The sequence below is a fragment of the Pseudomonas sp. TH04 genome, assembly GCF_016651355.1.
Classification (GTDB): domain Bacteria; phylum Pseudomonadota; class Gammaproteobacteria; order Pseudomonadales; family Pseudomonadaceae; genus Aquipseudomonas; species Aquipseudomonas fluorescens.
In genome coordinates, this window is record NZ_JAEKEA010000001.1 from 1820348 (window position 1) to 1846643 (window position 26296).

General features: G+C 58.3%; 25 protein-coding genes. 13 read left to right on the plus strand and 12 right to left on the minus strand.

The window, feature by feature from the left end:
- The first annotated feature begins 868 nt into the window (after positions 1-868).
- Positions 869-1036 (plus strand): hypothetical protein, encoded by a 168-nt coding sequence (locus JFT85_RS08075; protein WP_201229630.1) that lies wholly within the window; start codon positions 869-871, stop codon positions 1034-1036.
- Positions 1037-1247: 211 nt separating this feature from the next.
- A complete protein-coding gene (locus tag JFT85_RS08080; RefSeq protein WP_201229632.1) occupies positions 1248-2450 on the plus strand; it encodes an SEC-C metal-binding domain-containing protein in 1203 nt (400 codons plus the stop codon).
- A gap of 740 nt (positions 2451-3190) precedes the next feature.
- On the opposite strand, the gene JFT85_RS08085 is transcribed toward JFT85_RS08080, so the two are convergent.
- Together JFT85_RS08085 and JFT85_RS08090 are read right to left on the minus strand one after the other, a co-directional pair.
- Entirely contained in the window at positions 3191-4204 is a 1014-nt protein-coding gene (locus JFT85_RS08085) for an AraC family transcriptional regulator (RefSeq protein WP_201229639.1), read from the minus strand.
- Positions 4205-4218: 14 nt separating this feature from the next.
- Complete coding sequence (locus JFT85_RS08090) at positions 4219-5046, minus strand: oxidoreductase (protein ID WP_201229641.1); 828 nt, start codon at positions 5044-5046, stop codon at positions 4219-4221.
- Between the two features lie 388 nt (positions 5047-5434).
- Here JFT85_RS08090 and dusA point away from each other — a divergent pair, with 388 nt between their 5' ends.
- Both dusA and tal read left to right on the plus strand, forming a co-directional pair.
- A complete protein-coding gene (dusA, locus tag JFT85_RS08095) occupies positions 5435-6421 on the plus strand; it encodes a tRNA dihydrouridine(20/20a) synthase DusA (protein WP_201229646.1) in 987 nt (328 codons plus the stop codon).
- A gap of 338 nt (positions 6422-6759) precedes the next feature.
- Positions 6760-7686, plus strand: coding sequence for a transaldolase (gene tal, locus JFT85_RS08100; RefSeq protein ID WP_053255063.1), 927 nt, complete (start codon positions 6760-6762; stop codon positions 7684-7686).
- A gap of 200 nt (positions 7687-7886) precedes the next feature.
- Here tal and rssC read toward each other — a convergent pair whose 3' ends face one another.
- Positions 7887-8369 carry an anti-sigma factor antagonist RssC gene (rssC, locus tag JFT85_RS08105; RefSeq protein WP_010566476.1) on the minus strand — a complete coding sequence of 161 codons (483 nt, stop codon included), beginning with the start codon at positions 8367-8369 and terminating at the stop codon, positions 7887-7889.
- Positions 8369-9550 (minus strand): two-component system response regulator RssB, encoded by a 1182-nt coding sequence (gene rssB, locus JFT85_RS08110; protein ID WP_017737359.1) that lies wholly within the window; start codon positions 9548-9550, stop codon positions 8369-8371. Before rssB ends, rssC begins: the two co-directional genes overlap by 1 nt.
- Positions 9551-9826: 276 nt before the next feature.
- Between rssB and JFT85_RS08115 the strand changes: the two genes are divergently transcribed.
- Entirely contained in the window at positions 9827-10123 is a 297-nt protein-coding gene (locus JFT85_RS08115) for a PilZ domain-containing protein (RefSeq protein WP_053255062.1), read from the plus strand.
- 62 nt (positions 10124-10185) lie between these two features.
- Here the strand turns inward: JFT85_RS08115 and JFT85_RS08120 are convergent, their stop codons facing one another.
- A complete protein-coding gene (locus JFT85_RS08120; protein WP_053255061.1) occupies positions 10186-10875 on the minus strand; it encodes an MlaA family lipoprotein in 690 nt (229 codons plus the stop codon).
- A gap of 196 nt (positions 10876-11071) precedes the next feature.
- Between JFT85_RS08120 and JFT85_RS08125 the strand changes: the two genes are divergently transcribed.
- Entirely contained in the window at positions 11072-11680 is a 609-nt protein-coding gene (locus tag JFT85_RS08125) for a hypothetical protein (RefSeq protein ID WP_053255060.1), read from the plus strand.
- 110 nt (positions 11681-11790) lie between these two features.
- Positions 11791-12057: a DUF4404 family protein gene (locus JFT85_RS08130; RefSeq protein ID WP_053255059.1), complete on the plus strand. Its 267-nt coding sequence runs from the start codon at positions 11791-11793 to the stop codon at positions 12055-12057.
- Between the two features lie 136 nt (positions 12058-12193).
- On the opposite strand, the gene queF is transcribed toward JFT85_RS08130, so the two are convergent.
- Together queF and copI are read right to left on the minus strand one after the other, a co-directional pair.
- A complete protein-coding gene (gene queF / locus JFT85_RS08135; RefSeq protein ID WP_201229652.1) occupies positions 12194-13024 on the minus strand; it encodes an NADPH-dependent 7-cyano-7-deazaguanine reductase QueF in 831 nt (276 codons plus the stop codon).
- Positions 13025-13090: 66 nt separating this feature from the next.
- Positions 13091-13612 (minus strand): copper-resistant cuproprotein CopI, encoded by a 522-nt coding sequence (copI, locus tag JFT85_RS08140; RefSeq protein ID WP_053255057.1) that lies wholly within the window; start codon positions 13610-13612, stop codon positions 13091-13093.
- A 156-nt stretch (positions 13613-13768) separates the two neighbouring features.
- Between copI and JFT85_RS08145 the strand changes: the two genes are divergently transcribed.
- Positions 13769-14449 carry a heavy metal response regulator transcription factor gene (locus JFT85_RS08145; RefSeq protein ID WP_169875786.1) on the plus strand — a complete coding sequence of 227 codons (681 nt, stop codon included), beginning with the start codon at positions 13769-13771 and terminating at the stop codon, positions 14447-14449.
- On the plus strand, positions 14446-15801 hold the full coding sequence (locus JFT85_RS08150) for a heavy metal sensor histidine kinase (RefSeq protein ID WP_201230883.1): 1356 nt from the start codon (positions 14446-14448) through the stop codon (positions 15799-15801). The genes JFT85_RS08145 and JFT85_RS08150 overlap by 4 nt, the downstream gene beginning before the upstream one ends.
- A 106-nt stretch (positions 15802-15907) precedes the next feature.
- Here JFT85_RS08150 and JFT85_RS08155 read toward each other — a convergent pair whose 3' ends face one another.
- The 3 genes from JFT85_RS08155 to JFT85_RS08165 are packed head-to-tail and all read right to left on the minus strand — an operon-like array spanning position 15908 to position 19153.
- Complete coding sequence (locus tag JFT85_RS08155) at positions 15908-17152, minus strand: lipoprotein-releasing ABC transporter permease subunit (RefSeq protein WP_053255055.1); 1245 nt, start codon at positions 17150-17152, stop codon at positions 15908-15910.
- Positions 17153-17211: 59 nt separating this feature from the next.
- Positions 17212-17895, minus strand: a complete 684-nt coding sequence (lolD, locus tag JFT85_RS08160; RefSeq protein ID WP_017477213.1) for a lipoprotein-releasing ABC transporter ATP-binding protein LolD — start codon at positions 17893-17895, stop codon at positions 17212-17214.
- 7 nt (positions 17896-17902) lie between these two features.
- Complete coding sequence (locus JFT85_RS08165; RefSeq protein WP_053255053.1) at positions 17903-19153, minus strand: lipoprotein-releasing ABC transporter permease subunit; 1251 nt, start codon at positions 19151-19153, stop codon at positions 17903-17905.
- 94 nt (positions 19154-19247) lie between these two features.
- Here JFT85_RS08165 and JFT85_RS08170 point away from each other — a divergent pair, with 94 nt between their 5' ends.
- Positions 19248-19832 carry a PilZ domain-containing protein gene (locus JFT85_RS08170; protein WP_053255052.1) on the plus strand — a complete coding sequence of 195 codons (585 nt, stop codon included), beginning with the start codon at positions 19248-19250 and terminating at the stop codon, positions 19830-19832.
- A gap of 44 nt (positions 19833-19876) precedes the next feature.
- On the plus strand, positions 19877-20599 hold the full coding sequence (locus JFT85_RS08175; RefSeq protein ID WP_069552667.1) for a glycerophosphodiester phosphodiesterase: 723 nt from the start codon (positions 19877-19879) through the stop codon (positions 20597-20599).
- Positions 20600-20641: 42 nt separating this feature from the next.
- Here the strand turns inward: JFT85_RS08175 and sthA are convergent, their stop codons facing one another.
- Entirely contained in the window at positions 20642-22036 is a 1395-nt protein-coding gene (gene sthA, locus JFT85_RS08180; RefSeq protein ID WP_012722857.1) for a Si-specific NAD(P)(+) transhydrogenase, read from the minus strand.
- Positions 22037-22277: 241 nt separating this feature from the next.
- Between sthA and JFT85_RS08185 the strand changes: the two genes are divergently transcribed.
- Both JFT85_RS08185 and tcuC read left to right on the plus strand, forming a co-directional pair.
- Positions 22278-22820: a chalcone isomerase family protein gene (locus JFT85_RS08185; RefSeq protein ID WP_078827891.1), complete on the plus strand. Its 543-nt coding sequence runs from the start codon at positions 22278-22280 to the stop codon at positions 22818-22820.
- Positions 22821-23108: 288 nt separating this feature from the next.
- Positions 23109-24407, plus strand: coding sequence for an MFS transporter (gene tcuC / locus JFT85_RS08190; protein ID WP_053255049.1), 1299 nt, complete (start codon positions 23109-23111; stop codon positions 24405-24407).
- 174 nt (positions 24408-24581) lie between these two features.
- Here tcuC and JFT85_RS08195 read toward each other — a convergent pair whose 3' ends face one another.
- Entirely contained in the window at positions 24582-26045 is a 1464-nt protein-coding gene (locus JFT85_RS08195) for a glyceraldehyde-3-phosphate dehydrogenase (RefSeq protein ID WP_053255048.1), read from the minus strand.
- Between the last annotated feature and the right edge of the window lie 251 nt (positions 26046-26296).

Here is a 26296-nt window from a genome sequence, read left to right on the forward strand (position 1 = left end):
CACATCCGGCCGCTGGATTGGCAGCGGCTGGAGGAGGTTAGCTAGGGGTGGTCTGAGGGGCAAGCTGAGAAAAGTGTGGGATATTTCCCATGGATTTTAGCCAATTCCCCAGATCACTCCATACTCTGTGAGTCGTCCCGATGATGGATCGGACGAACCATCTCTTACCCCCTTGCAAATAAAGGCCAAAACGCCTTCTCCCTATCCCTCGTACCACCTATGTACCACCAACCTATACTCCCATCCCTGCGCCTCCACTCCGCTCAGCCGCTCTAGCAAAATTTAAGCATCCGTTTTCAGCTCCAATCACGACCACTATCACAGTCGGGCTTTCAGGTTTCTTCGGAAGCTTCCCAAGCTGATAACGAGGGTTCACCCCCGCCCCTGTTTCAAGGGCTCCAGTGGTATCAAGGTAGCGTCAGGGCGAAGCAGTTGAGAGTCACAGGATTTGTGTGAGAGCGCTGAGCTGGCACCTTTCCGTCTTCAATTCCGATTTTCAGGTTGACCCCTGGGAAAGAGGTAATTTTGGTAATTTTCTTTTCTACTAGATAGAAAACCCAACAAAATCAAATGGTTGAGAGAATTTAATAAAGGTAATCATAAGGTAAGCAGTAGGTTAGAAAATTACCTTTGACCTGAGTAATCTAAGATTTAATAAAACCCTTTAAAATCAGTAACTTGTCATAATATTACCTCCAGCCTTACCCGATATTACCCTCTGAGGTAATGCGTCAACGCTAGGGTTTATAAGGGCTTCAGGCCCGTTCCTGCATCGCATTACCAAAATTACCCTTATCCCGCCCCTAGACCTGAAATTGACCCGATGATTCGCTGCTATGCTTGCGACTTTCCGAATGGAGTCGAAACCATGGCCACCGAATATTCGCTACCGATAGTCCTCGAAAAAATCTACGAAAATCAGCTAGCTTTGGAAGCCGCAATTATGGAACTGACACTCCTAGCAGAACGGCAAGGCTTTGCCGATGCTGGCTTCATCAAGCAGGGCTTGGCGCGCTTGAGAAAAATGGAAAAGTAATAGCTGCTGAGCGGCCTTGCTCACTCAGTGAGCCATAAGCCAGAAGGCGAGATTCGACCAGAGCAACTCTCAGCAAACAGCACCAGCAAAACCGATGGTGGTTCGCGTCAAACCTTCGAGAGATACAAGAGGTATCGTCTTACTGTTAAAAGCGCTCAACCTAGGCACATGATGATAAGAATACAAACTTAACCCATCTCTTGGAGTGGTCATGCAGAGAACTTTTTTATCAGACAGCAACAATGATTATAAATTACTAGAGAATTTCCTTAGAGAAGGAAATTTTGGCAAAATGCCTGACCATGAATCGAATAAAGCCCAGTTTGATCCGCTGAATCAGGAGTTCATCACAAATGCAGTTCATAGCCAAAACCCCGGCTTATTCGGATCGTATAGTGCTTCAGAACTAGCTGACCTAAAGAGAACACTAGAGGAAACTGTTTTACCAACTCGTTACGACTCAGTATCAGCATTTAATCTGATCAATGGATTGGTAGAAGAGGTAAAGCGGGCTGCCGCTGAATTAGGTGCTGACATTACGTTATTCCCTTTATATGCAACGGTACCCACTGGGAGAGTTAATGCCACAGCTGTTAACATCCCAGGAGCATCTAAACCTTTTCTTTTGTTTGACGGTCAACTTTTAACATTTTGCCATCTTATCTCTAAAATCTATGCAACCTCATTCGTTACTACAAAAAATGGGGATATGAGGTCATTTTCAACTGATCTATCGACGATTACAAAGAAGATATCGGCTCACCCGGAAATTGTGAGCCGCCTTGCAGGGGTACTCACTGCGTTTATTCGTACGGGTCGTCCAGCCACTTCGAAACCTTTCCCTGTAGACTTAGATTCCATCGGCCTTGTCGAATGTCTGCGCAAAAGCATGGAAATTTTCGTAATTGCGCATGAGTTCGGTCATGTCTACGCTGGCCATCTTAACAATTTTCTACCGATGAATGCCTTTCCTTCCGACTCGAACGTTTCGCCACAGCACAAGAAGGAATATGAAGCTGATTATATTGGACTTGTATTAACATTAGCTGTTTTAACCAAGGAAGGATACGACGTTGCCCTATCCATAATTGGAGTAAAGCTATTCTTCTCAATCCTAGACTTAGCTAACAGATACGCAGACTTCATTAAATCAGGAGTAAAGAAAAAATTCGTTAGCACACCCTCTGACTCACACCCATCAAATGAGCAACGTCGGATCGCAATCGACCTGGGTTTGAACGCCCTAAAGCTGGAAAATGAAGAAATTTTACGCTCTAAATCACTTTGTGAAGTTTTTGATAAAATCACTCATATTTTCTGGCAATCATTAACTCAGCCAACTAAAAAAACAGGCCGAAACGATCAATGCCTTTGTGGCTCTGGGCGAAAATATAAGAGCTGTTGCATGAGCTAGTGACACCCGACATTGGTCACTCACTGATCTGAATTGCATCTTAATTTTGTAGAGACCCTTGGGGGGACTCCTAAATCGCAGAGCAGAGCTGTTGGAATAAGTCCTTTTGGGATTTATCGTGCTCTAACTGACGAGTCCCTCATCGCATGTCAATGTGTGAAATTAGCAAAACAGCGTGAAAGCCCTTTGTTCTGGGCCGTTCCGACGAGCTGATACCATTTTTGGAGCGCGTCAATAACTACCTAGTACGAGCTGTTAAGAAAGTAAAAACCCTAGAATTTGCATATTTTTTTGTATTCACCCTTGCAAACCAAGGCCTCCAGAGATCTGAGTTCGATCTGCCTGGCTCCGGGTGGTGCGCAAATCTGCTGCACCTTTTTGCAAAACCTTACACACAATGCAATAGCAGCGTCGTCCCCGCCCCCCACAGCGGGCCTGTGTCAGAACGTCAATTACATCACCTAACCCCTTGCACAAAAAGCAGATGAAAAGCCCGTCGGCGGGAGGGGGATAAGTGCTTTTTTTGATTTATTTTTTTCGCCACACGATTTTTTCGGCCAAAGGGCAGCGAGTCTCCTGAACCGTGAGCGGAGATGAACCGCTCAACACGGGATCTCGCCTGAGCGTCCCCTGTTCACGCAAGATATCGGGGTCAGACCACGATATACGGCGCAATTATCTCCTTAAGATCCGCGGTTTTATCCAAGCGACAAGCAGTAGAAAATCATCTTCTAAAAACACTAGGAGTAAAAAACGTTGCCTGACCATTGAGATCGGTAAACCCCAGGTGTAATCCCCGACCACGATTTGAAAGCACGGTGGAAGGTGTTTCCGTCCTCAAAACCCAACAGATACGCTACTTCAGCAAAGCTGATTTGCGAACGGCTCAAGTAATGCTCGGCAAGACTGCGCCGCGTCTCCACCAGCAACTTTTGATAGCTGCTGCCTTCAAGCTCCAGCGCGCGCTGCAAGGAGCGTTTGCTCGTCGCCAGCCGTTGCGCGACCGCATCGATGCTCGCCTGGCCGCTTGGCAATAACTCAAGCAGCAAACCCTGCACACGCTTGCGCACGCTGGCGGTGGCGTCCAATTCACTCAAGCGCTTGTCCAGCAGCGGCTGAAAAAACGCCCACATGGGTTGGTTTGCTGTCAGGAAAGGCCGCTTTGAATCACTGTCGCTAAACCTGATTGAAGGCTTGGGCCCCACCGTGACCGCGCAGCCGAAAAACGCTTCGTAAGGGTGGCAATCATTGGGTGGCGTCGGTAATTGCACGCGTATCGGGCAGATCCGATGACGGGTTGCCAGGCGAGCCAGTTGAGTAAAAAACACCAGCTCCGTCATTACGGTGCTGGCAGGCCATGACGGAACCACCTTCGGAAACTCTACACTCACCGCCATGAAGGCCGCTTGCTGCTCAATGTGCAACACCAGAGGCCCGATCAGCGCCTTATAGCCAGCAAGTCGCCGCAGGGCGACCTCCAGGTTCGGGCTGCACAAGCTTGCAAATAGGGGAGGGTCAAACGCTTCGGCGGTAATCGCTTTGCCTATGATCAATGGCAGTTCTTGCCCTTGGGTCAACTGCTCCAGTGCGAGCCAAAGCTGGCAATACTCTATCGGGTCCACGCTCGCATCTGGCCGGGCAAAAAGGTCATCGGGAAGCTTGGCAAGCCTCAGCACATCGGCAACGTTCGCGCCGAGATCAGCAATGACCAACGCCCACCCCGGATGCACCGAAAATTGCGTAGCAGGCCTCATAGGTTTCGCTCCTGTCACCGCACCATAGCCATCATTATCTTGTCGTAAATCCGGTCACCCAGCCATTTGCGGATGGTCATCAGTGGCCGCGCATATTTACCCCCAACATAGCGTGTTTTGGGATGGGCGCTACGCACAGCCTTCAACACCAGGTCGACGATGACCTGGGGCTTGGACAGCGAACCGGGTTTATACGACTGCCGTGTGGCAGCGGCGACCTTTTGGGCCATGGCATGGTAAGCACCGTTTTCCGAGCGGCGAAGCATGGGTTCCAGCATGACCGCCCCAAACTCGGTATCGATCGCGCCCGGTTCAATCAAGACCACGTTGATACCGAACTGTCGAAGCTCCAGGCGCAAACAATCCGACCATCCTTCCAGGGCGTGTTTGGTGGCGTGGTACCAACTGCCTAGCGGGGTGTAGACCTTGCCCCCCATGGAGGAGATATTGATGATGAGGCCTTTGCCCTGGCTACGCATATCCGGCAGCAGGGCCTGCGTCAGGCGTGCAAGCCCGAACAGGTTCACCTCGAATTGGTAGCGGGCGTCATCGATCAGGGTGTCTTCCATCGCCCCGTATAATCCAAAGCCGGCATTATTCAGAAGCACATCTACTGCACCGTGCTGACTTTTAATGTGGGCAACCACTCGCTCCACATCCTGCTCGCGGGTGATATCCATCGCGAGTGTAATCGCCCCCAACCGGCGCAGTTCCGTCATCTGATCCACGCGCCGGGCGACGGCGTAAACGACCATGCCCTCCCCCAACAACGCCTGCGCGAACGCCTTCCCCATCCCGGAAGAAGCGCCCGTTACCAGTGCTACTCGACTTGATTGCTTCATGGAACAAACCTCCGCCCGACTCAATGTGAGTGAAGGTTATCGCCAGGTCAGGAGAGAGGCATTGGTAAGACACGCCAGTTGGCATGCCAATGACGCCAACTCGAAGTCGTCGACACGGAAGCTCCGCCAGGTCCCCCACAAACACCCGACATTGGCCCCAACCAAGCTCGGGCGTAGTACGCGAACGCCTGTGAACGGGTCAAGTAGTCTGGGGGTGTCGGGGTCAGACCCCATTATCTGACGAAACAGCGCCTTCGGATCCTTGGCATATTCCACACGCAGCACCGCTAAGTGCGAAGTGGTGAGAGGCGCGGCGCACGCCTCCCCCACACCCAAGACCCATCCCTGATAAACTGCGCCCCATTCACCCCGCTGACTCAGACCCCCAATGCCCCTACAAACCGCTCCCCTCTCCCGCCGCTTCTCCGTCGCCCCCATGATGGACTGGACCGACCGCCACTGCCGGTTCTTCCTGCGCCTGCTCTCCAAGCACGCCCTGCTCTACACCGAGATGGTCACCACGGGCGCGATCCTGCATGGCGACCACGAGCGCTTCCTGCGTCACAACGAAGCCGAGCACCCGCTCGCGCTGCAGTTGGGCGGCAGCGTGCCCGCCGAGCTGGCCGCCTGTGCGCGTATGGCTGAGGCGGCCGGTTACGATGAAGTGAACTTGAACGTCGGCTGCCCGAGTGATCGGGTGCAGAACAATATGATCGGCGCGATCCTGATGGCGCACCCTGCACTGGTGGCGGATTGCGTGAAGGCGATGCGGGATGCGGTGTCGATTCCGGTGACGGTGAAGCATCGTATCGGGATCAATGGGCGCGACAGTTATGCCGAGTTGTGTGATTTCGTCGGGACGGTGAGGGATGCCGGGTGTACCAGTTTTACGGTGCATGCGCGGATTGCGATTCTGGAGGGGTTGTCGCCGAAGGAGAATCGCGATATTCCGCCGTTGCGGTATGACGTGGCGGCGCAGTTGAAGCAGGATTTCCCGGCGTTGGAGATTGTGTTGAATGGTGGGATCAAGACGCTGGAGCAGTGCCAGGCGCATTTGCAGGTGTTTGATGGGGTGATGTTGGGGCGCGAGGCTTATCACAATCCGTATTTGCTGGCGGAGGTGGATCAGCAGTTGTTTGGCAGTGCGGCGCCGGTGGTGAGTCGGGCTGAGGCGTTGGCGCAGTTGCGGCCGTATATTGCGGAGCATTTGGCCAGTGGTGGGGCGATGCATCACATTACTCGGCATGTGTTGGGGTTGGGGACCGGGTTTCCGGGGGCTCGTCGGTTCAGGCAGTTGTTGTCGGTGGATATTCATAAGGCGAGTGATCCGTTGGCGTTGCTGGATCAGGCGGGGGAGTTGTTGGAGGGGCGGTGATTTGGCAGGTTGGGTGTCAGTGGGTGGGTTTGGTGGCTGATAGGCTGCTTTCGCGAGCAAGCCCGCTCCCACAGTTGGATTGATGTTTGTCTGGAAGCTGGTGGTGTGTTTGCCGCCGCTATCGCAGGCAAGCCCGCTCCCACCGTTTGATCTGAGTGGTCGCGGGGCAGTTGGGTTGAACCTGTCGGCGGTTTTGGTCTCCTAGTTAGCAGTATGGCCGGCGATTCAAACGGCTGTTTTCAGGTTGTTGCCCTCGCAAACGATCGAACGCATTTGCGCCCTTGAGCGCCTGCCGGCGCTCGGGTAATGTCATCAGACCCACAGGACAGAGCACGCCCATGACTTCCAAGCTGGAACAACTCAAGCAATTCACCACCGTTGTAGCCGATACCGGCGATTTTTCTACCCTCGCCAAGCTCAAGCCGCAAGACGCCACTACCAACCCTTCCCTGCTACTCAAGGCCGCTTCGATCCCAGGCTATGCCAAGCTGCTGGATGAGTGCGTTAAGGACTGTAACGGCGACGTGGGCCTGGCCAGCGACCGTTTTGCGGTGGCGGTAGGTCAAGAAATTCTGAAAGTCGTACCGGGCCGTATTTCCACTGAGGTGGATGCCCGCCTGTCGTTCGATGAAGCGGCCATTCTCAAGCGTGCGCACCGTCTGATCGACCTGTACGACAAAGCCGGCGTTGGCCGTGACCGTGTGCTGATCAAGATCGCCTCCACCTGGGAAGGCATCCGCGCGGCGGAGAAGCTGGAAAAAGAAGGCATTCAAACCAACCTGACGCTGCTGTTCTCGTTTGCCCAGGCCGTGGCCTGTGCCGAGGCTGGGGTGTTCCTGATTTCGCCGTTCGTGGGCCGTATCTACGACTGGTACAAGAAGGCCAACGGCAACGACTACACCGGTTCCGATGACCCGGGCGTGCAGTCGGTGACGCGCATCTACAACTACTACAAGGCCAATGGCTACAAGACTGTGGTGATGGGCGCGAGCTTCCGTAACCTCAGCCAGATTGAAGAGCTGGCCGGCTGTGACCGCTTGACCATCAGCCCGGACCTGCTGGAGAAGCTGGCGGCGGATGAAGGCAAGCTGGAGCGCAAGTTGTCGCCAGGCCATGCCGGTGAAGCGCGGGTGCATTTGACTGAAGCGCAGTTCCGTTGGGAGTCCAACGAGGATGCGATGGCGACTGAGAAGCTGGCAGAGGGGATTCGTCAGTTTGCTCGGGACCAGGAGAAGCTTGAAGCGTTGTTGACTGCCAAGTTGTAAGGCAGACGGCGACAAAAAGGGCGGCACCCTCGCGGGTGCCGCCCTTTTTTGTGTCTTTCGCCGAGCGCAAGCCGAGCTCAGTTCCACTGTGGGAGGGGGCTTGCTCCCGATAGCAGCGTGTCAGGCAATGCATTCATCACTGGCACACCGTCATCGGGAGCAAGCCCCCTCCCACATTTGGATTGGGTTTCAACTGGGGATCAGTGGCGTTCCAGGGCGTTGACGAGGTCGTGGAAGGCTTCGCGGTTGGACTCGTTCAGGCCCATCAGGATCTTGTGCGCTTCCAGCACCTTGATCCGTACCACTTCTTCAGACTGGTCTTGCGACGGCAGGTCGGTCAGGCATTCCGGGCAGGGGATCGGGCGGTCAACGATGTTGAACACCTGGTCAAACCCCATGGACTGCAGCAGACGGGTGATGTCTTCGTGGGTGGTGACCACCGTCGGCAACAGGCCGACCTTCTGCCGCGACAGAATGGACAATTTGGCCAGCAAGCCAAGGGTGGTGCTGTCGATGCTGCGGGTTTCGGTCAGATCGATCACGATCGCCGAGAAATTCAGGGCTGTGAAAATCCGCTCAATCGTTGCATCCAGCGCCGAACACAAGGTCAGGCGCACTTCACCGACAAACTTCAGGACGAAGGTCCCGTCTTGCTCGGCGAATTGGATTCTTCCGGTACTCATCAAAGATTCCTGCTCAACACCAATAGGGCGATATCATCCGGCATCTCCCCTAGCGTGGCCAATCCAAAAACCTGCCGCAGGCCATCCAGGCTGCCGCCCGCCGACTTGACCTTTTGGGGCAAGGCGGCTTCTTTCTCCTTGAGTGTAGGCTCTGGAAGCAAGTCGAGGATACCGTCGGACATCAGCGTAAGGCTGAAGGTCGGCGGCAGTTCCAGGATGTGGTCTTCGTAGGTGGCTTCATTGAACAAGCCCACCGGCAGACCACGGCCTTCCAGGTAACGCACACTGTCAGGAGTGTATAAAACCGGCATCGGCAGGTGACCGCCGATGCTGTAGGTCAAAAGACCGGTTTCTTCATCAATCACGCCGCCGACCATCGTCACGTGCTTGCCCAGCTTACAGCTGATCAGGCCTCGGTTGATGTGGCCCAGCACCTCGGAGGGAGTGAACTCCGGCAAGGTGCCATTGCGCTTGGATTCGAACAACAGCCGTGTGGTCATGAACTTCAACAACACGGTGACAAAAGCAGAAGAAGCGCCGTGGCCGGAGACGTCGGCCAGGTAGAACGCCACACGCCGCTCATCGACGCGGAAATAATCGACGAAATCACCCGACAGGTACAACGACGGGATGATCTGGTGCGCAAACTGGAACTCGTCAATGGTCCAGGGGCTGACCGGCAACATGTTCATCTGCACCTGGCGACCGGCGTTCTGGTCTTCCTGGAGCAGGTTGAGGCTGGCTTCGAGCTCGCGGTTGGCGGTTTCGAGCTTTTCGCGGTAGCGCTGGTTTTCCAGCAGCAGGCGGGCACGGTCCAGCGCACGGCGCACCGAGTGCTCCAGCACGGCCAGGTCTTCCAGGGGCTTGATCAGGTAGTCGGCGGCGCCCAGGCGCAGGGCCTCGACAGCGTCGTTCATCACGCCGGCACCGGACACAACAATCACCGGCGTCTGCGGGGCAAGCTCAGTCACCTGGCGGATCAGCTCGAGGCCGCCCATCTGGGGCATGCGCAGGTCGCAGATCACAAGGTCGGGCTTGTCGCGCTCGAATACCTGGAGACCCTGTTGGCCATTACTGGCCTGCAGGACGCTGAAGCCACTGTCTTCCAAGTAGGCCGCGAGGCTCGCGCGCACTACTTCGTCGTCATCGATTATCAGCAGCGTGGCACTGGTTTTTTGCATGTGGGCAAACGGCGCCAGAATTAGGTTGGCGTAGGTGGCTCGACAATGGCCGGGCTCACGTACTGGATTCGCTTTCTAGCCACTCTGTCCTACAAAGCATCGGGATTTTGCCCATGCACAAAGGTAAAGCAGAGGTGCCCTTCTAAGGCGCAGACGGTACTCCCATCCGTCAGGGGTTTCAAGCTCATGCCGATGGTCGCCGGGCGTCTTTACACCGCAAATCACTGGGAGTTATAAGAACACCCACGACCACAACACAAAGTAAGGATGGAACCCGTGAGCGAACACGAGCGCGACTACGCCGAAAAACGCGATTTCATCCGCATGCGAGTGGATGCCGATGTGTCGTTAATCCACGCCGGGCAGGAGATTGCCGGGGTCTGTGTGGACCTTTCCAGCTCTGGCATGCAGGTGCAGGCCCCCCGCCAGTTCGAGGTGGGCGACCAACTGACCGTGCGCATTGACTCGGAGCACGCCGCCCTCGCGGGCCTGGAGGCGGACACCGAGGTGGTGTGGGCCAAGAATGATGGCGAGCGCCAGCACCTGGGCCTCAGGATCTTGAAAATGCGCTGAAATCGCGCACAAAAAAGGCGACCACGCGGGTCGCCTTTTTTTTCATTTCAAAACGTCACGGCTTAAAAGTCGTCGACGACCTTGCCGTCCTTGACCTTGAACTCACGGTTCTGCAGGTAAGCGTTACGGATGAAGGTGTATTTGTCGCCAGTGATCAGCTTCTCGCTGTCGAGCAGGCTGGCACGGGTGTCGACGATGTTCAGGCCGAAGGTGCTGTTGCGCCAGCCGATATCGTTCATGTAACGGTACGGTTGGGTGTAGCTGTCGACGTATTTGGACGGCGCATCACGCAGGGTGCTTGGGCCGAGCAGTGGCAGCATCACGTAAGGACCGCTGCCGACGCCCCAGTAGCCCAGGGTCTGGCCGAAGTCTTCGTCGTTGCGTTGCAGGCCCATCTTGGTGCCCACATCAATGAAGCCCAGTACACCAAACGTGGTGTTCATCAGCAAACGCGCGGTGTCGACACCGGCCGCGTGTGGCTTGAGCTGCAACACGTCGTTGGCAAAGTTGCCGACATCGCCGATGTTGCGGAAGAAGTTATGGATGCCCGTCTGCACGAATTGCGGCGTGACAAACTGGTAGCCCTGCGCCAATGGCTTGAGCGCGTAGGTATCAACGGTGTCGTTGAAGGTGAAGATCGGGCGGTTGACGCTTTCCCATGGATCGTCTTGCGACGCGGCCTGTGCGGCGAACGGGGCCAGAAGAACAGTGGCACACACAGATAGCTGAGCGAAGTAGTGGCTCCAGCGCATAGCTTTTGCTCCTTGAATGGTCTGTCATGGGCGCTATGCCCTGAATAAGATCGTCAGTATATGACGGAAGTGTCGATTTAGGCAGTAACGCGGAACCGACATACGAAAAATGCACAAAATTCCTACAAGTGCGCCCGAGTGTCATCCGCTTGTCATGTCGCCTCGATAGCGTCACAGCTATTTCAGGGATGTCGAAATGCCTCACGCCGAAATTGCCGTCGCCAGAGCCCCCTCCTTGACCGCCGTGCTGTTTGGCCTGAGTGGCTGCCTGGTGGATTTCGGTTCCCAGGCACGCACCGACTCGCCCTGCCCCGACTCCCAAGCCACGCCCGGCGCGCTGAAGATCCTGCGCAGTCTCAAGGACCAAGGGGTGCCTTGCGCCTGGCTGGATGAACTGCCCGCCTCGGTGACCACACCGCTGTCGGCCGCATTGCCCGACTGGGTGAAGGCAACACCGCCCTCCTCCATCCGCTGGCCGGCGCCGCATGCCTGCTGGCAAGCCCTGATGGCCTTGAATATCGAACGCCTGGAAGGCTGCGTGCTGGTCAGCGGCGAGCCACGCTTGCTGCAAGCGGGCCTGAATGCCGGGTTGTGGACCATCGGCCTGGCGTCCTGCGGCTCACTGTGCGGCTTGGCGCCCGAGCAATGGCAGGCGTTGACCGAGCAGCAGCGCGAACATAAACGCGGCAAAGCCACGGTGGCGCTGTATGGGTTGGGCGTGCACTCGGTGATCGACCACCTTGGCGAGCTGGGCACCTGCCTGGCGGATATCAGCCTGCGCCAGCTTAAAGGCGAGAAGCCCTGATAGAGATCATGCACTGAAGGCGCCGGTGGATTAATCTACAGGTCAGCCCGTAGACCTTTCCCGGCGTGCCGCGGTCTATGCCAGTGCCTATCGATAAAAGGAAGAACGTCATGCCTGACCGCATAAAGCTTGAAGAACAGGTCAACATCCTGCGCGGGCAGTTGGAACAGCAACCGCCGCTGTCTGAAGAAAAACGTGAAGCGCTGGAAGCCTTGATTGCCAAATTCGAATTACAACTCGAACTTGAACCGGCCACCCAAACACCCAGTATTTCCGATGATGTGAATCAAGCGGCGATAGAGTTCGATGCTGAACACCCGGTCATTTCCGGGACATTGCGCAATATCATGATCACCTTGGGCAACATCGGGATCTAATACGATCCCACGCCCCACACAGAACCCACTGTGGGAGCTGGCTTGCCTGCGATGACGGTGTATCAGTCACCCGATGTATGACTGATGGGCCGCTATCGCAGGCAAGCCAGCTCCCACATTTAGTTTTGGGTGATGCTTATTGGCGAGCCAGGCGCACGTTCTGGAACTGCACATCTTCCGTGCTGCGATACGGGTTGATATCCAACCCACCGCGCCGCACATAGCGTGCATACACCGTCAACTTCTCGGGCTTGAGCAACCGCTGCAAGTCCAAAAAGATGCGCTCCACGCACTGTTCATGAAAGTCCGAGTGCTGGCGAAAGCTCACGATATATTCCAGCAAACTGGCGTGATCCAACGCGTGGCCACGGTACTCCACCACTACGCTGCCCCAATCCGGCTGGCTGGTGACCGGGCAGTTGGATTTGAGCAGGTGGCTGTGCACGCTCTCCTCAACGATGCGCGAGTCGTCGCAACGCAGCAGTTCCGGGCGCGGGTGCTCGTAGTTGCTGACGCTGATGTCCAGGTCGTCAATGCACGCCCCCGGCAACGCCATCACGCCTTCGGCCTCAACCTCGGCCAGGCTGCGGATGCGCACACTCACAGGCAAGCCGGCGGCGGCGCTGAGGTCGGTGCGCAAGGTGGCTTCCAGGCTTTGCGTATTGGCAAACGCGGTCTGGTTCAGCGAGTTGAGGTACAACTTGAAAGATTTGGACTCGATGATGTTCGGCGACTCGGCCGGAATGCTGAATTCACCGATGGCCACCACCGGCTTGCCCGACGGCAGCAACCAGGACAATTCGAAGCAGTTCCAGAAATCCACGCCTTTGTACGGCAGGGTTTCGGCGCTCAGGCCCAGCTCGGCCCATTTGGCGGCGCGAGGGATCGGGAACAGCAACGACGGCGTGTAAGTGGAGATGTATTCACTGGACTTGCCCAGCGGCGAATGTTCGGCTGCGGGATGCATGGCGGAAACCTGGCTAAATAAACCGCGCCAGTCTACCAGCCTTTGCTCCCGCCCTTAAGAATCGCCTCACTCAACGGTCAGCTTGCCGACCATGCCCGCCTGATAATGCCCCGGAATGTTGCAGGCAAACTCAAGACCGGTGGCCTTGGTGAAGGTCCAGGTCAGCTCGGCGGACTTGCCCGGCTCGACCAGCACGCTGTTGGGGTCGTCATGCTTCATGCCGCCCATATCGCCATGCCCCATGGCGGCGTGGTCCATCTTGCCCATGCCGGTGGCCGTGAGCATGCCGCTGGCTTGCATCTTGAGCATTTCTTTCTGGTGTTCGGCGTGCATCGCCGCATCACCCAGATTGAATTCGTGCAGTAACTGGCCTTTGTTGACCAGCACAAAGCGCACGGTCTCACCGGCTTTTACATCCAGAGCCTTGGGCGAAAAGGAAATGTCCTGCAGGGTGACTTCCACGGTGCGCGTGGCTTTATCGGCCGGTGCCGGGTGGCCAAACGCGTAGGTGTGGGCCTCATCGGCCATTGCATTAACGCTTAACGCCAACAAACAGCCCGCCAATAACAGTGGTGTACGCAATGCCATGACGCTTCTCCAAAAAAGTGTGTCCAGCTTGCTCAGCACTTTAAGATGGCCCCGCTGCCAGCCAGCTGACTGCTAGATTACAACTTTGTCAGGTTGCGCCCCTGCCCTGGCGCCCACGGTATAAAGCCCATCGTGACCCGCTGCCAAGAGCTGCCCATGAAACTGCTGATCGTTGAAGACCAACTGAAAACCGGCCACTACCTGCGCCAGGGCCTGACCGAGGCGGGCTTTACCACCGAATTGGTCGCCGACGGCACCAGCGGGCAACACCTGGCGCTGACCGGTGATTACGACCTGTTGATCCTTGATGTGATGCTGCCGGGCCGTGACGGCTGGCAAATCCTGCAAGCCGTGCGCAGTGCCGGCCTGGACCTCCCGGTGCTGTTCCTCACCGCCCGCGATGCGGTGGAAGACCGCGTGCACGGCCTGGAACTGGGCGCCGACGATTACCTGGTCAAACCCTTCGCCTTTTCCGAACTGCTGGCCCGGGTGCGCAGCCTGTTGCGCCGTGGCAGCAGCACACCGCAGGACACCGCGCTGCAACTGGCTGACCTGCGCCTGGACCTGATCCGCCGCCGCGTCGAACGGGACGGCCAGCGCATCGACCTCACCGCCAAGGAATTCTCGCTGCTGGAACTGTTGCTGCGCCGCCAGGGCGAAGTGCTGCCCAAGTCGCTGATCGCCTCTCAAGTGTGGGACATGAATTTCGACAGCGACACCAACATCATCGAAGTGGCGATCCGCCGATTGCGCCTGAAAGTCGATGACCACTTCCCCAACAAGCTGATCCACACCGTGCGCGGCATGGGCTATGTGTTGGAGGAACGGTGCAATTGATCAAGCGCCTGTCCCTGGCCAGCCGCCTGGCGCTGCTGTTTGCGGCGTGCACGGCGGTGGTCTCGTTGATCGCCGGCGTGCTCTTCAACCAGGCCAGTGAGGCGCACTTTGTCGAACTCGACCAACAGTTGCTCGACGGCAAACTGGTGGCGCTGCGCAGCACGTTGCAGGGTGTGGATACGCCACAGTTGTTCGCCCAGCGCGAAGCGCAATTGCGCACTGAACTCAACCGGCAACCCGACCTGGCACTGCGCATTACGGCCGCCGGCCAGCGCTGGTATGACGGCGCACCAGGCGTCGCACTGCCCGCAGCGCCAGGCCTGCACAGCCTGCAAAACGCCGGCACCGACTACCGCGTGTACAACGTGCCGTTGCTGCCAAACCAGCCGGGCTCGCCGCAACTGAGCCTGATGCTCGACATCACCCATCACCAGCACTTCCTGCAACGCATGCAGCATCTGATCTGGCTGACCGTCGGCCTCTCGGCGCTGGCCACCGCGCTGCTCGGCGCCTGGGCGGCGCGCAGTGGCTTGCGGCCGTTGCGGCGCATGAGTGAAGTGGCCGCCGGGGTGTCGGCGCACTCCTTGACCCAACGCCTGCCCCAGCAGCAAATGCCCGTGGAACTCGCCGAACTGGCCCAGGCCTTCAACGCGATGCTGGGCCGCCTCGACGATTCGTTCCAGCGCCTCTCGGCCTTCTCCGCCGACATCGCCCACGAACTGCGCACGCCCCTATCGAACCTGCTGACCCACACCCAGGTCATCCTCACTCAGCCGCGCCCGCTGGAGGATTACCGCGAGGCGCTGCACAGCAACCTGGAAGAACTGCAATGGATGGCGCAGTTGGTAAATGACATGTTGTACCTGGCCAAGGCCGATCACGGGCTGCTCATGCCCAAGCGCGAAGCCTTGGTGCTGGAAGCTGAAGTGGAGGCGCTGCTGGAGTTCTTCGCCTTGTTGGCCGAGGACGCCCACGTGAGCCTGGTGCGCGAGGGCACAGCGCACACGGCGGGTGATCGCGGCATGTTGCGCCGGGCGTTGTCGAATTTGCTCGATAACGCGCTCAGGTTTACCCCGGCCGGTGGCGAGGTGCGGGTGCGGATAGTTGGACGCAAACAGGGCGTGACGCTGACGGTGGAGAACACCGGCGAAGGCATTCCAGCGGCGCTGTTACCGAGGTTGTTTGATCGGTTCTACCGTGCGGACCCGGCGCGCCGTGAAGGCAGCAGCGAGCATGCGGGGCTGGGGCTGGCGATTACCCAGTCGATTGTGCGGGCGCATGGCGGGAGGATTTACTGTGAGTCTGGGGCGGGGTGGACCAGGTTTGTGATTGAGTTGCCAACAGCAGATTGATGCAAGCTGTACCGGCCCTATCGCGGGCAAGCCCGGCTCCCACATTTTGATGTGTGAATACATTCAAATGTGGGAGCTGGCTTGCCTGCGATAGCGGTCTCAGACTTTACGAATACCTGAGCGCATGCGCCGGCTCAATCTTCGCCGCCCGATACGCCGGATACAGCGTCGCCAAGAAGCTCAACACAAACCCCGCCGAGCAAATCAGCAGCACATCGCCGCCCTGCAGTTCCGAAGGCAGGTTGCTGACAAAGTACACGTCCGAACTGAAGATATGCTGGCCGCTCACGCGCTCCAGCCAACCCACCAACTCACTCACGTTCAACGCCGCAATCACCCCCAGCACGCCGCCGATCAGGGTGCCGACGATGCCGATCACCGTGCCCTGCACCATGAAGATCGCCATGATCTGCCGTGGCGTGGCGCCGATGGTGCGCAGAATCGCGATGTCGGCGCCCTTGTCGTTCACCACCATGATCAGCGTGGCAATGATGTTGAACGCGGCGACGGCGACGATCATCAGCAACAGCAGGCCGATCATGGTCTTTTCCATCTTCATCGCACTGAACAGGCTGCCCTGGGTGTGGGTCCAGTCATCCGGCTTGTAGGCCGCGCCCAGGCTGGCGGCGATGTCCGCCGAAACCTTGGGCGCTGCGTACAGGTCCTTCACCGCCAGGCGCACACTTTGCACCTGGTTCGGCTGCCAGTGCTGGATCTCGGCGGCGTCGGCCATGTTGATCAAGGCCATGGAGCCATCCAGCTCGGCGCCGACCTTGAAGATACCGACCACGTTCAAGCGTTGCATACGCGGGGTGATACCACCCGGTGCCGTGCTGATTTCCGGGACGATCAGGGTGAGCTTGTCGCCCACGTTCAGGCGGAAGCGCCGTGCGGTGATGTCGCCGATGACCACGCCGAACTCGCCGGCTTTCAGGTCTTCCAGCTTGCCGCGCACGATATGCTGGGCCACGATCGAGACCTTGCCTTCCTGGGCTGGGTCGACGCCGCTGATCTCGATCGGCTGCATCGCGCCTTTGTAGGAGAACATGCCGTCCATCTGCGTGAAAGGCACCGCTGCGGTGACTTCCGGGTTCTTCATCGCCGCAGCGGCCACCGGCTGCCAATCATCAATCGGGTTCACGCCGACGATGGTGGCGTGCGGTACCATGCCGAGAATGCGCGTGCTCATTTCGCGCTGGAAGCCGTTCATCACCGACAACACCACGATCATCGCCAGCACGCCCAGGGCGAGGCCGATCATCGAGGTCATCGAGATAAACGAAACAAAACGGTTGCGGCGCTTGGCGCGGGTATAGCGCGTGCCGATGAAAATCGATAACGGTCTGAACATTCGCGGGCACCGTTGAAAAAATGAAAAAGCCCAGCGCCAGGCGCCGGGCTTGAAACGGGTCAGATGGCGACCAGATGACCTTCCTGCAGGTGCAACACGCGGTCCATCTGGCGGGCCATGCTCATGTCATGGGTCACCACCAGGAACGCGGTGCGCATCTGGGTGCTCAGTTCCAGCATCAAATCCTTGATGCCCTGGGCGGTGTGGGAGTCGAGGTTGCCGGTCGGCTCGTCGAGCATCACCAGGCCTGGGTTGTTCACCAGTGCGCGGGCAATCGCCACGCGCTGGCGCTCACCGCCGGACAGCTCGGCCGGCTTGTGCTCCAGGCGATGGCCGAGGCCGACGCGCTCCAGCAACGCCTTGGCGCGCTGGCGGGCTTCCGGGATCGCGGTCTTGCCGATCAGCAGCGGCATGCACACGTTTTCCAGGGCAGTGAATTCCGGCAGCAAATGGTGAAACTGGTAGACAAAACCCAACGAACGGTTGCGCAGTTGACCGCGCGCCTTCTCACCGAGAGCCGACAATTCTTCGCCGGCCAGCCATACGCTGCCCTGGGACGGCGTATCCAGGCCGCCCAACAGGTTGAGCAAGGTACTTTTGCCCGAACCGGAACTGCCGACGATCGCCACGCGCTCGCCCGGGTGCAGTTCCAGCTGCAGGTTGGACAACACCACCACCGATTCCGGACCTTCCTCGTAGGATTTGCCCAGGTTGCGGCAGCTCAAAATCGCTTTTTCACTCATGCCCGATTCACTCATAACGTAAGGCCTGTGCTGGCTGGGTACGTGCCGCGCGCCAGGCTGGATACAGGGTGGCAAGGAAACTCAATACCAACGCGGCGCCGCCCACCATCAACACGTCCTGGGCCTGAACCTGGGACGGCAAGTAGTCGATGAAGTAGACGTCAGCGTTGAGAAACTTGTGGCCGATGACTTTTTCCAGCGCGGCGATCGCGGCGCTGACGTTCAGCGCGGCCAAAATGCCGACGGCGGTGCCGATCAAGGTGCCGACCACGCCGATCACGGTGCCCTGCACCATGAAAATCGCCATGATCTGCCCCGGCGTGGCGCCAAGGGTACGCAGGATGGCGATATCGCCCTTCTTGTCGTTCACCACCATCACCAGGGTGGAGATGATGTTGAACGCGGCCACGGCGACGATCAGCAGCAACAACAGGCCGATCATGGCTTTTTCCATGCGGATGGCCTGGTACAGGTTGCCGTGGGTACGGGTCCAGTCGCGGGCGTAGTACTTGGATTCACCCAGGTGCTGGGCGATTTCCCAGGCGCCGCGCGGTGCGTCGAACAGGTCGTTGAACTTGAGGCGCAGGCCCTGCACCTGGTCCGGCTGCCAGCGATGCAGGCGTGCCAGGTCGGTGAGGTTGGTCAGGCCGAGGTAGCCGTCGATCTCGCCGGCGCCGACGTGGAAGGTGCCGACCACGGTAAAGCGCTTCATGCGCGGGAACATGCCTGCCGGGGTCACGGTGACTTCCGGCGCGACAAAGGTCAGCTTGTCGCCGATGCCCACGCCGAGCTTGGCCGCGGCCTTGTCGCCGATCACGATGCCAAAGCTGCCGGGGGCCAGGTCGTCGAGTTTGCCCTGCAACATGAACTTGTCGATGATCGACACGTTTCGTTCCTGGGCCGGGTCGATGCCATTGAGCAGGATTTTCTGCACCTTGCCGTCGTTGGTCAGCAGCCCCTGCATCTGGGTGAATGGCGCAACGGCCACCACCTTGGGGTTCTGCTTGACCTTGTCGGCCAGGCTTGGCCAGTCGCTGATGGGTTCATCGGACTCGATGGTCGCGTGGGGCACCATGCCCAGCACGCGGGTGCGCATCTCATGGTCGAAGCCGTTCATCACCGACAGCACCACGATCATCACGACCACGCCCAAGGCGAGCCCGATCATCGAGGTGAGGGAAATGAACGACACAAAATGATTGCGGCGCTTTGCACGGGTATAACGCGTGCCAATAAATACGAAGAGAGGTCTGAACATGTCGGGGCTTGTTCGGAGGAAAAGAAGACGTCCCGGTGGCGGGGTCAGGTAAGCAGCTTTACACTCAGACCATTACCGCTACTTTGGGTTCGCCATGTCGACATTAGATGAAGAAGAACGCCGCGAATACTACCGTATCGACGACATGATCGCACTTCAAATCAGCACACTGTCTGCCCCGGAAGCGGCGAGCAAGGAAGTGTTGCTGGATGATTCTCCGCTGTTCAACCTGCTCAGCGAACTGCACCTCAGCGAATTCGAAGCCCAGCACCTGTTGCGCCAGATCAACGAGAAAGATCGCAGCCTGGCAGCCTTCCTCAAAGTCCAGAACAAACGCGTGGATCTGCTCAGCCAGATCATGGCCCGTGGCCTCCTCGATGAGGTGGGCGCGCCGCAGCCGGTGGTCATTTCCGAGGGCGGCATTGACTTCAAGCACCCCACTCCCCTGGCACTCGGTGCTCACCTGGCCGTCAAGCTGGTGCTGATGCCCCAGGCGCTCGGCTTGCTGCTGCGCGCCCGCGTCACCCATTGCGACCCCGAGGGGGACGCATTTGACGTGGGCACTGAGTTCGAATCCATGACCGACGCCCAGCGCCAGTTGCTGGCACGCTATATCTTGCAGAAACAAGCCCAGGAACGACGCCTGGCACGGGAACAGAGCGACGCCCAAGACACCTGAATTCGTATTCACCCCGCCAGACAACCTGGCGCAAAGGAGCAACTGTGACCCTGATTTACGGCCACCGCGGTGCCAAAGGCGAAGCACCGGAAAATACCCTGACCAGCTTCCAGGAGTGCCTCAAGCACGGTGTACGCCGCTGCGAACTGGATTTGCACCTGTCCATGGACGGCGAGCTGATGGTGATCCACGACCCGACCCTCAAGCGCACGGCCGACCGGCGCGGCAAAGTCGTCGAGTATTCGGCAGCCGACCTTGTGAAGATCGACGCGCGCAAAGGCGGCCCAGGCTGGGTCAGCCCGTGCCCGATCCCGCGCCTGGAAGAACTGTTCGAAAAGTGCGACTTCGATCACTGGCAACTGGAAGTCAAAAGCGCCTCACGCACCCGCGCCGCGACCACGGTGCTGGCCATTCGCGAGATGGCCGTGCGTTTCGGCCTGATGGACAAGGTCACGGTGACCTCAAGCTCGCGGGAAGTGCTCAAAGCCGCCGTCGAACTCACCCCGGACCTGTCACGCGGGCTGGTCGCCGAATACGCCTGGCTCGACCCGTTGAAGGTCGCGCAAAACTACGGCTGTGAGTTTCTGGCGTTGAACTGGACGTTGTGCACCCCCGAGCGGCTGGAAAAAGCCCAGCGCCAGGGTTTGCATGTGTCCGTGTGGACCGTCAACGAACCTGCGCTGATGCGCAGGCTCGCCGACTTCGGCGTAGATAGCCTGATTACAGACTTTCCCGGTTTGGCCACTGCCACCCTCGAGAATTACTGAAATCGGTCTCCCCGGCCGGCTCAGGCCACCGGCCGGAGCCGCTCAAAAAAGCCGGTTGAGGCCGTCGTAGGCCGCTACCCGATAGGCTTCGGCCATGGTCGGGTAGTTGAACGTGGTGTTCACAAAGTACTTGAGGGTATTTTGCTCACCCGGCTGGCTCATGATCGCCTGCCCGATGTGCACGATCTCCGAAGCCTGGTAGCCGAAGCAATGCACGCCGAGGACTTCCAGGGTTTCGCGGTGGAACAGGATCTTCAGCATGCCTTGTGGCTCACCGGCGATCTGCGCACGCGCCATGCTCTTGAAGAACGCCTTGCCCACTTCGTAAGGCACCTTGGCCTTGGTCAGTTCGTGTTCGTTCTTGCCGATCGAGCTGATCTCGGGAATCGTGTAGATCCCGGTCGGCACGTCGTTCACATAACGCCAGCTGCCGTTGTCGACAATGCTGCCGGCCGCCGAACGGCCCTGGTCATGCGCGGCACTGGCCAGGCTTGGCCAGCCGATCACGTCACCGGCGCCATAGATGTTGGTCACGCAGGTGCGGTAGTTCTCGTCCACTTCGATCTGGCCACGGCTGTTGACCTTGACCCCGATGTTTTCCATGCCCAGCTTGTCGGTATTGCCGGTACGGCCGTTGCACCACAGCAAGGCGTCGGCCTTGATCTTCTTGCCGGACTTGAGGTGCAGGATCACACCGTTGTCCAGGCCTTCGACCCGCTCGTACTCTTCGTTGTGGCGCACGGTGATGTTGTTGTTGCTGAAGTGGTAGCTCAACGCCTGGGAAATTTCCGAGTCGAGGAAGCTCAGCAACTGATCACGGTTATCGACCAGCTCGACCAGCACCCCCAGGCCGCTGAAGATCGAGGCGTATTCACAGCCGATCACGCCGGCGCCGTAGATGATCAGTTTGCGCGGGGTGTGGCCCAGGCTCAGGATGGTGTCGCTATCGTAGATACGCGGGTGGTGGAAATCGATATCGGCCGGGCGATACGGGCGCGAACCGGTGGCGATGATGATGTGCTTGGCCACCAGCTTCTCGACCACGCCATTGGCGCAGACCACTTCAACGGTCTGCTCATCGGCGAAGCTGCCGGTGCCGAAGAACAGGTCGACACGGTTACGGGCGTAGTAGCCGGTGCGCGACGCGACTTGTTTGGAGATGACTTTCTCGGCGCTTTTCAACACGTCCGGGAACGAGAACCAACGCGGCTCACCAATGGCCCGGAACATCGGGTTGGTGTTGAACTGCATGATCTGGCGCACCGAGTGACGCAAGGCCTTGGACGGGATGGTACCCAGGTGGGTGCAGTTACCGCCGACCTGGCGACGGCTATCGACCATCGCCACCTTGCGCCCAGCTTTGGCGGCGTTCATCGCCGCACCTTCTCCAGCCGGGCCGGAACCCAGTACCACCACGTCGTAGTTGTAGACAGCCATGCGTACTCCTCAGAACAGGCCAGGCGTACGGTTGGACGCCTGGCTAAATCATGCCGCGGCCAGCGGGCATGAAGGACAATTTGGCTCAAGTGTGTGAGCCGGGGCACAGTCTATATAAGGCTCAACGCCGCGAACATTAACCCTTGGTCGCGTCGTAGGCCAGTCTTGCCTTTACTACAGAACACGGAATTTGGAATTTGGAATTAGACTACTGACACTCACTTTCGCGGGACGAACCATTATGCGGTATGTCGTTTTCTGTTTAATGATGATTTTTTCGCTTGCAGTGCAGGCCAGTGAGGCGGATCGGCTCAAGCAAGCCGATTTTCCCAGGCAATCGCATGCGCTGGTCCTGAAAAACCAGGCAGTGCTGGTCTATCTGTGGGCCGATGTCTACGCGGCCGCGTTGTACGCCCCAGCCAACCTCGGCGCCAAACAGGCCCTCGACCAACAGCAGGACCTGCGCCTGGTGCTGTACTACTTTCGCGACATCGACCGCAACGATGTGATCAAGGCCGCCCTCACCACCCTCAAGCGCCAGCAAAGCAGCGCCACCCTCGCCCGCTTGAAGCCCGAACTGGATCAACTGCACGCCAGCTTTCGCAACATCCACAGCGGTGATCGTTACGCCCTGGATTTTCGCCCTGGCCGTGGGTTGAACCTGGAGATCAACGAGCAGGTGGTGTTCAGCAGTCGCGATGAAGAGCTGGCAAAAGCCTATCTGGGCATTTGGCTGGCACCGAAAGGCCTGTCGGACAGCCTGCGCAACAGCCTCCTCAACTGAACGCAACCCTCGAAAACAACGCAAAACCAATGTGGGAGCTGGCTTGCCTGCGATGGCGGTGGGTCGGCAACTCATTTGCTACCTGACACACCGCTATCGCAGGCAAGCCAGCTCCCACAGGGGTTTCCCACATTGACCTCTATTCGCCCTCGGCTCTTGCGGCAAGTCGTCAGCTTGCTATCAGTTTTTATTGCCTGTAATGGCCAATACACATATTGTTACAAAACTACAGCAGGGACGAATGATGACCAGGGATCACTAATAAGACAGCCAAAATGAGTGCATGACATGTCCACCACCACGGGCAAAGGCAAAGCGATTTTTCGCGTTGTCAGCGGCAACTTCCTAGAGATGTTCGACTTCATGGTCTATGGCTTCTATGCCACAGCCATTGCCAAAACCTTCTTTCCCAGCGACAGCGCGTTTGCCTCGTTGATGCTGTCCCTGGCGACCTTCGGCGCCGGGTTCCTGATGCGGCCACTGGGCGCAATCTTCCTCGGTGCCTACATCGACCGCCACGGCCGCAAGAAAGGCCTGGTGATCACCTTGGCCTTGATGGCCGCCGGCACCATCCTCATCGCCTGCGTGCCCGGCTATGCCACCCTGGGTGTGGCCGCGCCGCTGATCGTGCTGTTCGGTCGACTGCTTCAGGGTTTCTCTGCCGGCGTCGAGCTGGGCGGTGTGTCGGTGTACCTGGCAGAAATCGCCACACCCGGCCGCAAGGGCTTTTTCGTCAGTTGGCAGTCCGCCAGCCAGCAAGCCGCTGTGGTGTTCGCCGGCTTGCTGGGTGTGGGCCTCAACCACTGGCTCAGCCCGGAAGAGATGGGTGATTGGGGCTGGCGCGTGCCGTTCCTGATCGGCTGCCTGATCGTGCCGGTGATTTTCGTGATTCGCCGCTCGCTGGAAGAAACCCCTGAGTTCCAGGCGCGTAAACACCGCCCTACCCTGCAGGAAATCGTTCGTTCGATCGGTCAGAACTTTGGCATCGTCATCGCGGGTATGGCCCTGGTGGTAATGACCACCGTGTCGTTCTACCTGATCACCGCCTACACCCCGACCTTCGGCAAGGCCGAATTGCACCTCTCGGATTTCGATGCGCTGCTGGTGACGGTATGCGTGGGCATTTCCAACTTCATCTGGCTGCCGGTGATGGGCGCGGTGTCGGACAAGATCGGGCGCAAACCGCTGCTGCTGGGTGCGACGATTCTGGCGATCCTCACGGCTTACCCGGCGCTGTCCTGGCTGGTGGCCAACCCGAGCTTCAACCACTTGCTGATTGTGTTGTTGTGGTTGTCGTTCCTGTACGGCTCGTACAACGGTGCGATGGTGGTGGCGCTGACCGAGATCATGCCGGTGGAAGTGCGTACCACCGGCTTCTCCCTGGCCTACAGCCTGGCAACGGCGACCTTTGGTGGGTTTACGCCGGCGGCCTGCACCTACCTGATCCATGTGCTGGATAACAAGGCGGCGCCAGGGATCTGGCTCAGTGGGGCGGCGGTGCTGGGGTTGATTGCGACGTTGATCCTGTTCAAGGGCAATCGGCATGAGCTGCGCACGGCGCAGGCCTCAGTGGTTGGCGGCGCCTGATGGGTCGCCTTCGCGAGCAAGCCCGCTCCCACACTTAAGCGCGTATAGCCTGAAGAAACGCGGGGGGAATGTGGGAGCGGGCGTGCTCACGAAGAAGCCCTTCCAGCCACTACAAAACCCGCAGGCATAAAAAAGCCCCGAACCAGTCGGGGCTTTTTCATTGACCGCAAAGGCTTAGCGTGGGAACGCAGGCGGGTTAACCCCGGCCATGTCTTCCATCACACGAACCACCTGGCAGCTGTAGCCGAACTCGTTGTCGTACCAGACGTACAGTACAACGCGGTTGTCCTGGGTGATGGTCGCTTCAGCGTCCACCACACCGGCGTGGCGCGAGCCAACGAAGTCGGTGGAAACCACTTCCTGCGAATTAACGAAGTCGATCTGCTTATGCAGGTCGGAGTGCAGCGCCATGTAGCGCAGGTACTCGTTCATTTCTTCGCGGGTGGCGGCTTTCTCAAGGTTCAGGTTGAGAATGGCCATCGACACGTTTGGCGTCGGAACGCGGATCGCGTTACCGGTCAGCTTGCCGGCCAGCTCAGGCAGGGCCTTGGCAGCAGCGGTGGCAGCACCGGTCTCGGTGATCACCATGTTCAGCGCGGCGCTACGGCCACGGCGATCGCCTTTGTGGAAGTTGTCGATCAGGTTCTGGTCGTTGGTGTACGAGTGGACCGTTTCAACGTGACCGTTAACGATACCGAACTTGTCATTCACGGCCTTCAACACCGGCACGATGGCGTTGGTGGTGCAGGACGCAGCGGACACGATCTTGTCGTCGGCGGTGATTTCACCGTGGTTGATGCCGTGAACGATGTTCTTCAGCTTGCCTTTGCCAGGCGCCGTCAGCACCACGCGATCGATACCCGGGCAAGCCAGGTGCTGGCCCAGGCCTTCCGCGTCACGCCATACGCCGGTGTTGTCCACCAGCAGAGCGTCCTTGATGCCGTACTGGGTGTAATCCACCTCGGACGGGTTCTTCGCGTAGATGACCTGGATCAGGTTACCGTTGGCGGTGATGGTGTTGTTTTCTTCGTCGATGACGATGGTGCCGTTGAACGGACCGTGTACCGAGTCGCGACGCAGCAGGCTGGCGCGCTTGGTCAGGTCGTTCTCGGCGCCTTTACGCACCACGATGGCACGCAGGCGCAGGCCGTCGCCGCCACCGGTTTTTTCGATCAGGATGCGCGCCAGCAGGCGGCCGATACGGCCGAAGCCGTACAGCACGACGTCGGTGCCTTTGCGAGCAGTCGCGTTTTGCTGGCCAACCACATCGGCCATTTCTTCACGCACGAACTGCTCGGCGCTGCGGCCAGCACCTTCTTTGCGGAATTTGTAAGCCAACTTGCCCAGGTCTACCGAGGCCGCGCCGAGCTTGAGCTCGCTCATGGCTTTAAGCAGAGGGAATGTTTCGTGGACGGAGAGTTCGCTGTCGTCGGCAGAACGATGGCGAGCAAAGCGATGGGCTTTGAGAATCGCGATGACTGACTGGTTGATCAGGCTGCGGCCATAGATCGAGCTCACCACATTGTTATTGCGGTACAGCTGACCGATAAGCGGAATCATCGCTTCAGCGAGTGCTTCACGGTCGATCCATTCACCAAGACACTGGTCGGGCTTCTGAGTCACGGGAACCTTCCACATGTAGGGGCAGAAAAAAGGGGCTACATTATGCCGCCCGACCGGCCTCGGAGCAATGCGCGTCAGGCAACAAAAAGTGCTTGCGAAAAAATCACACCCCGCTGCAGCCCAGTAAATACGCGGGTTCCAGAAGGCCGCTGATTGAGCGCCAACCCCGACTTGTCCGTAACCCTCCGAAACATCCGCATAAAATGGCACTACATATTGAGTCAAAACCCGCCTTTGTTTGTCTTAGCCACTACATTTCCTACAAA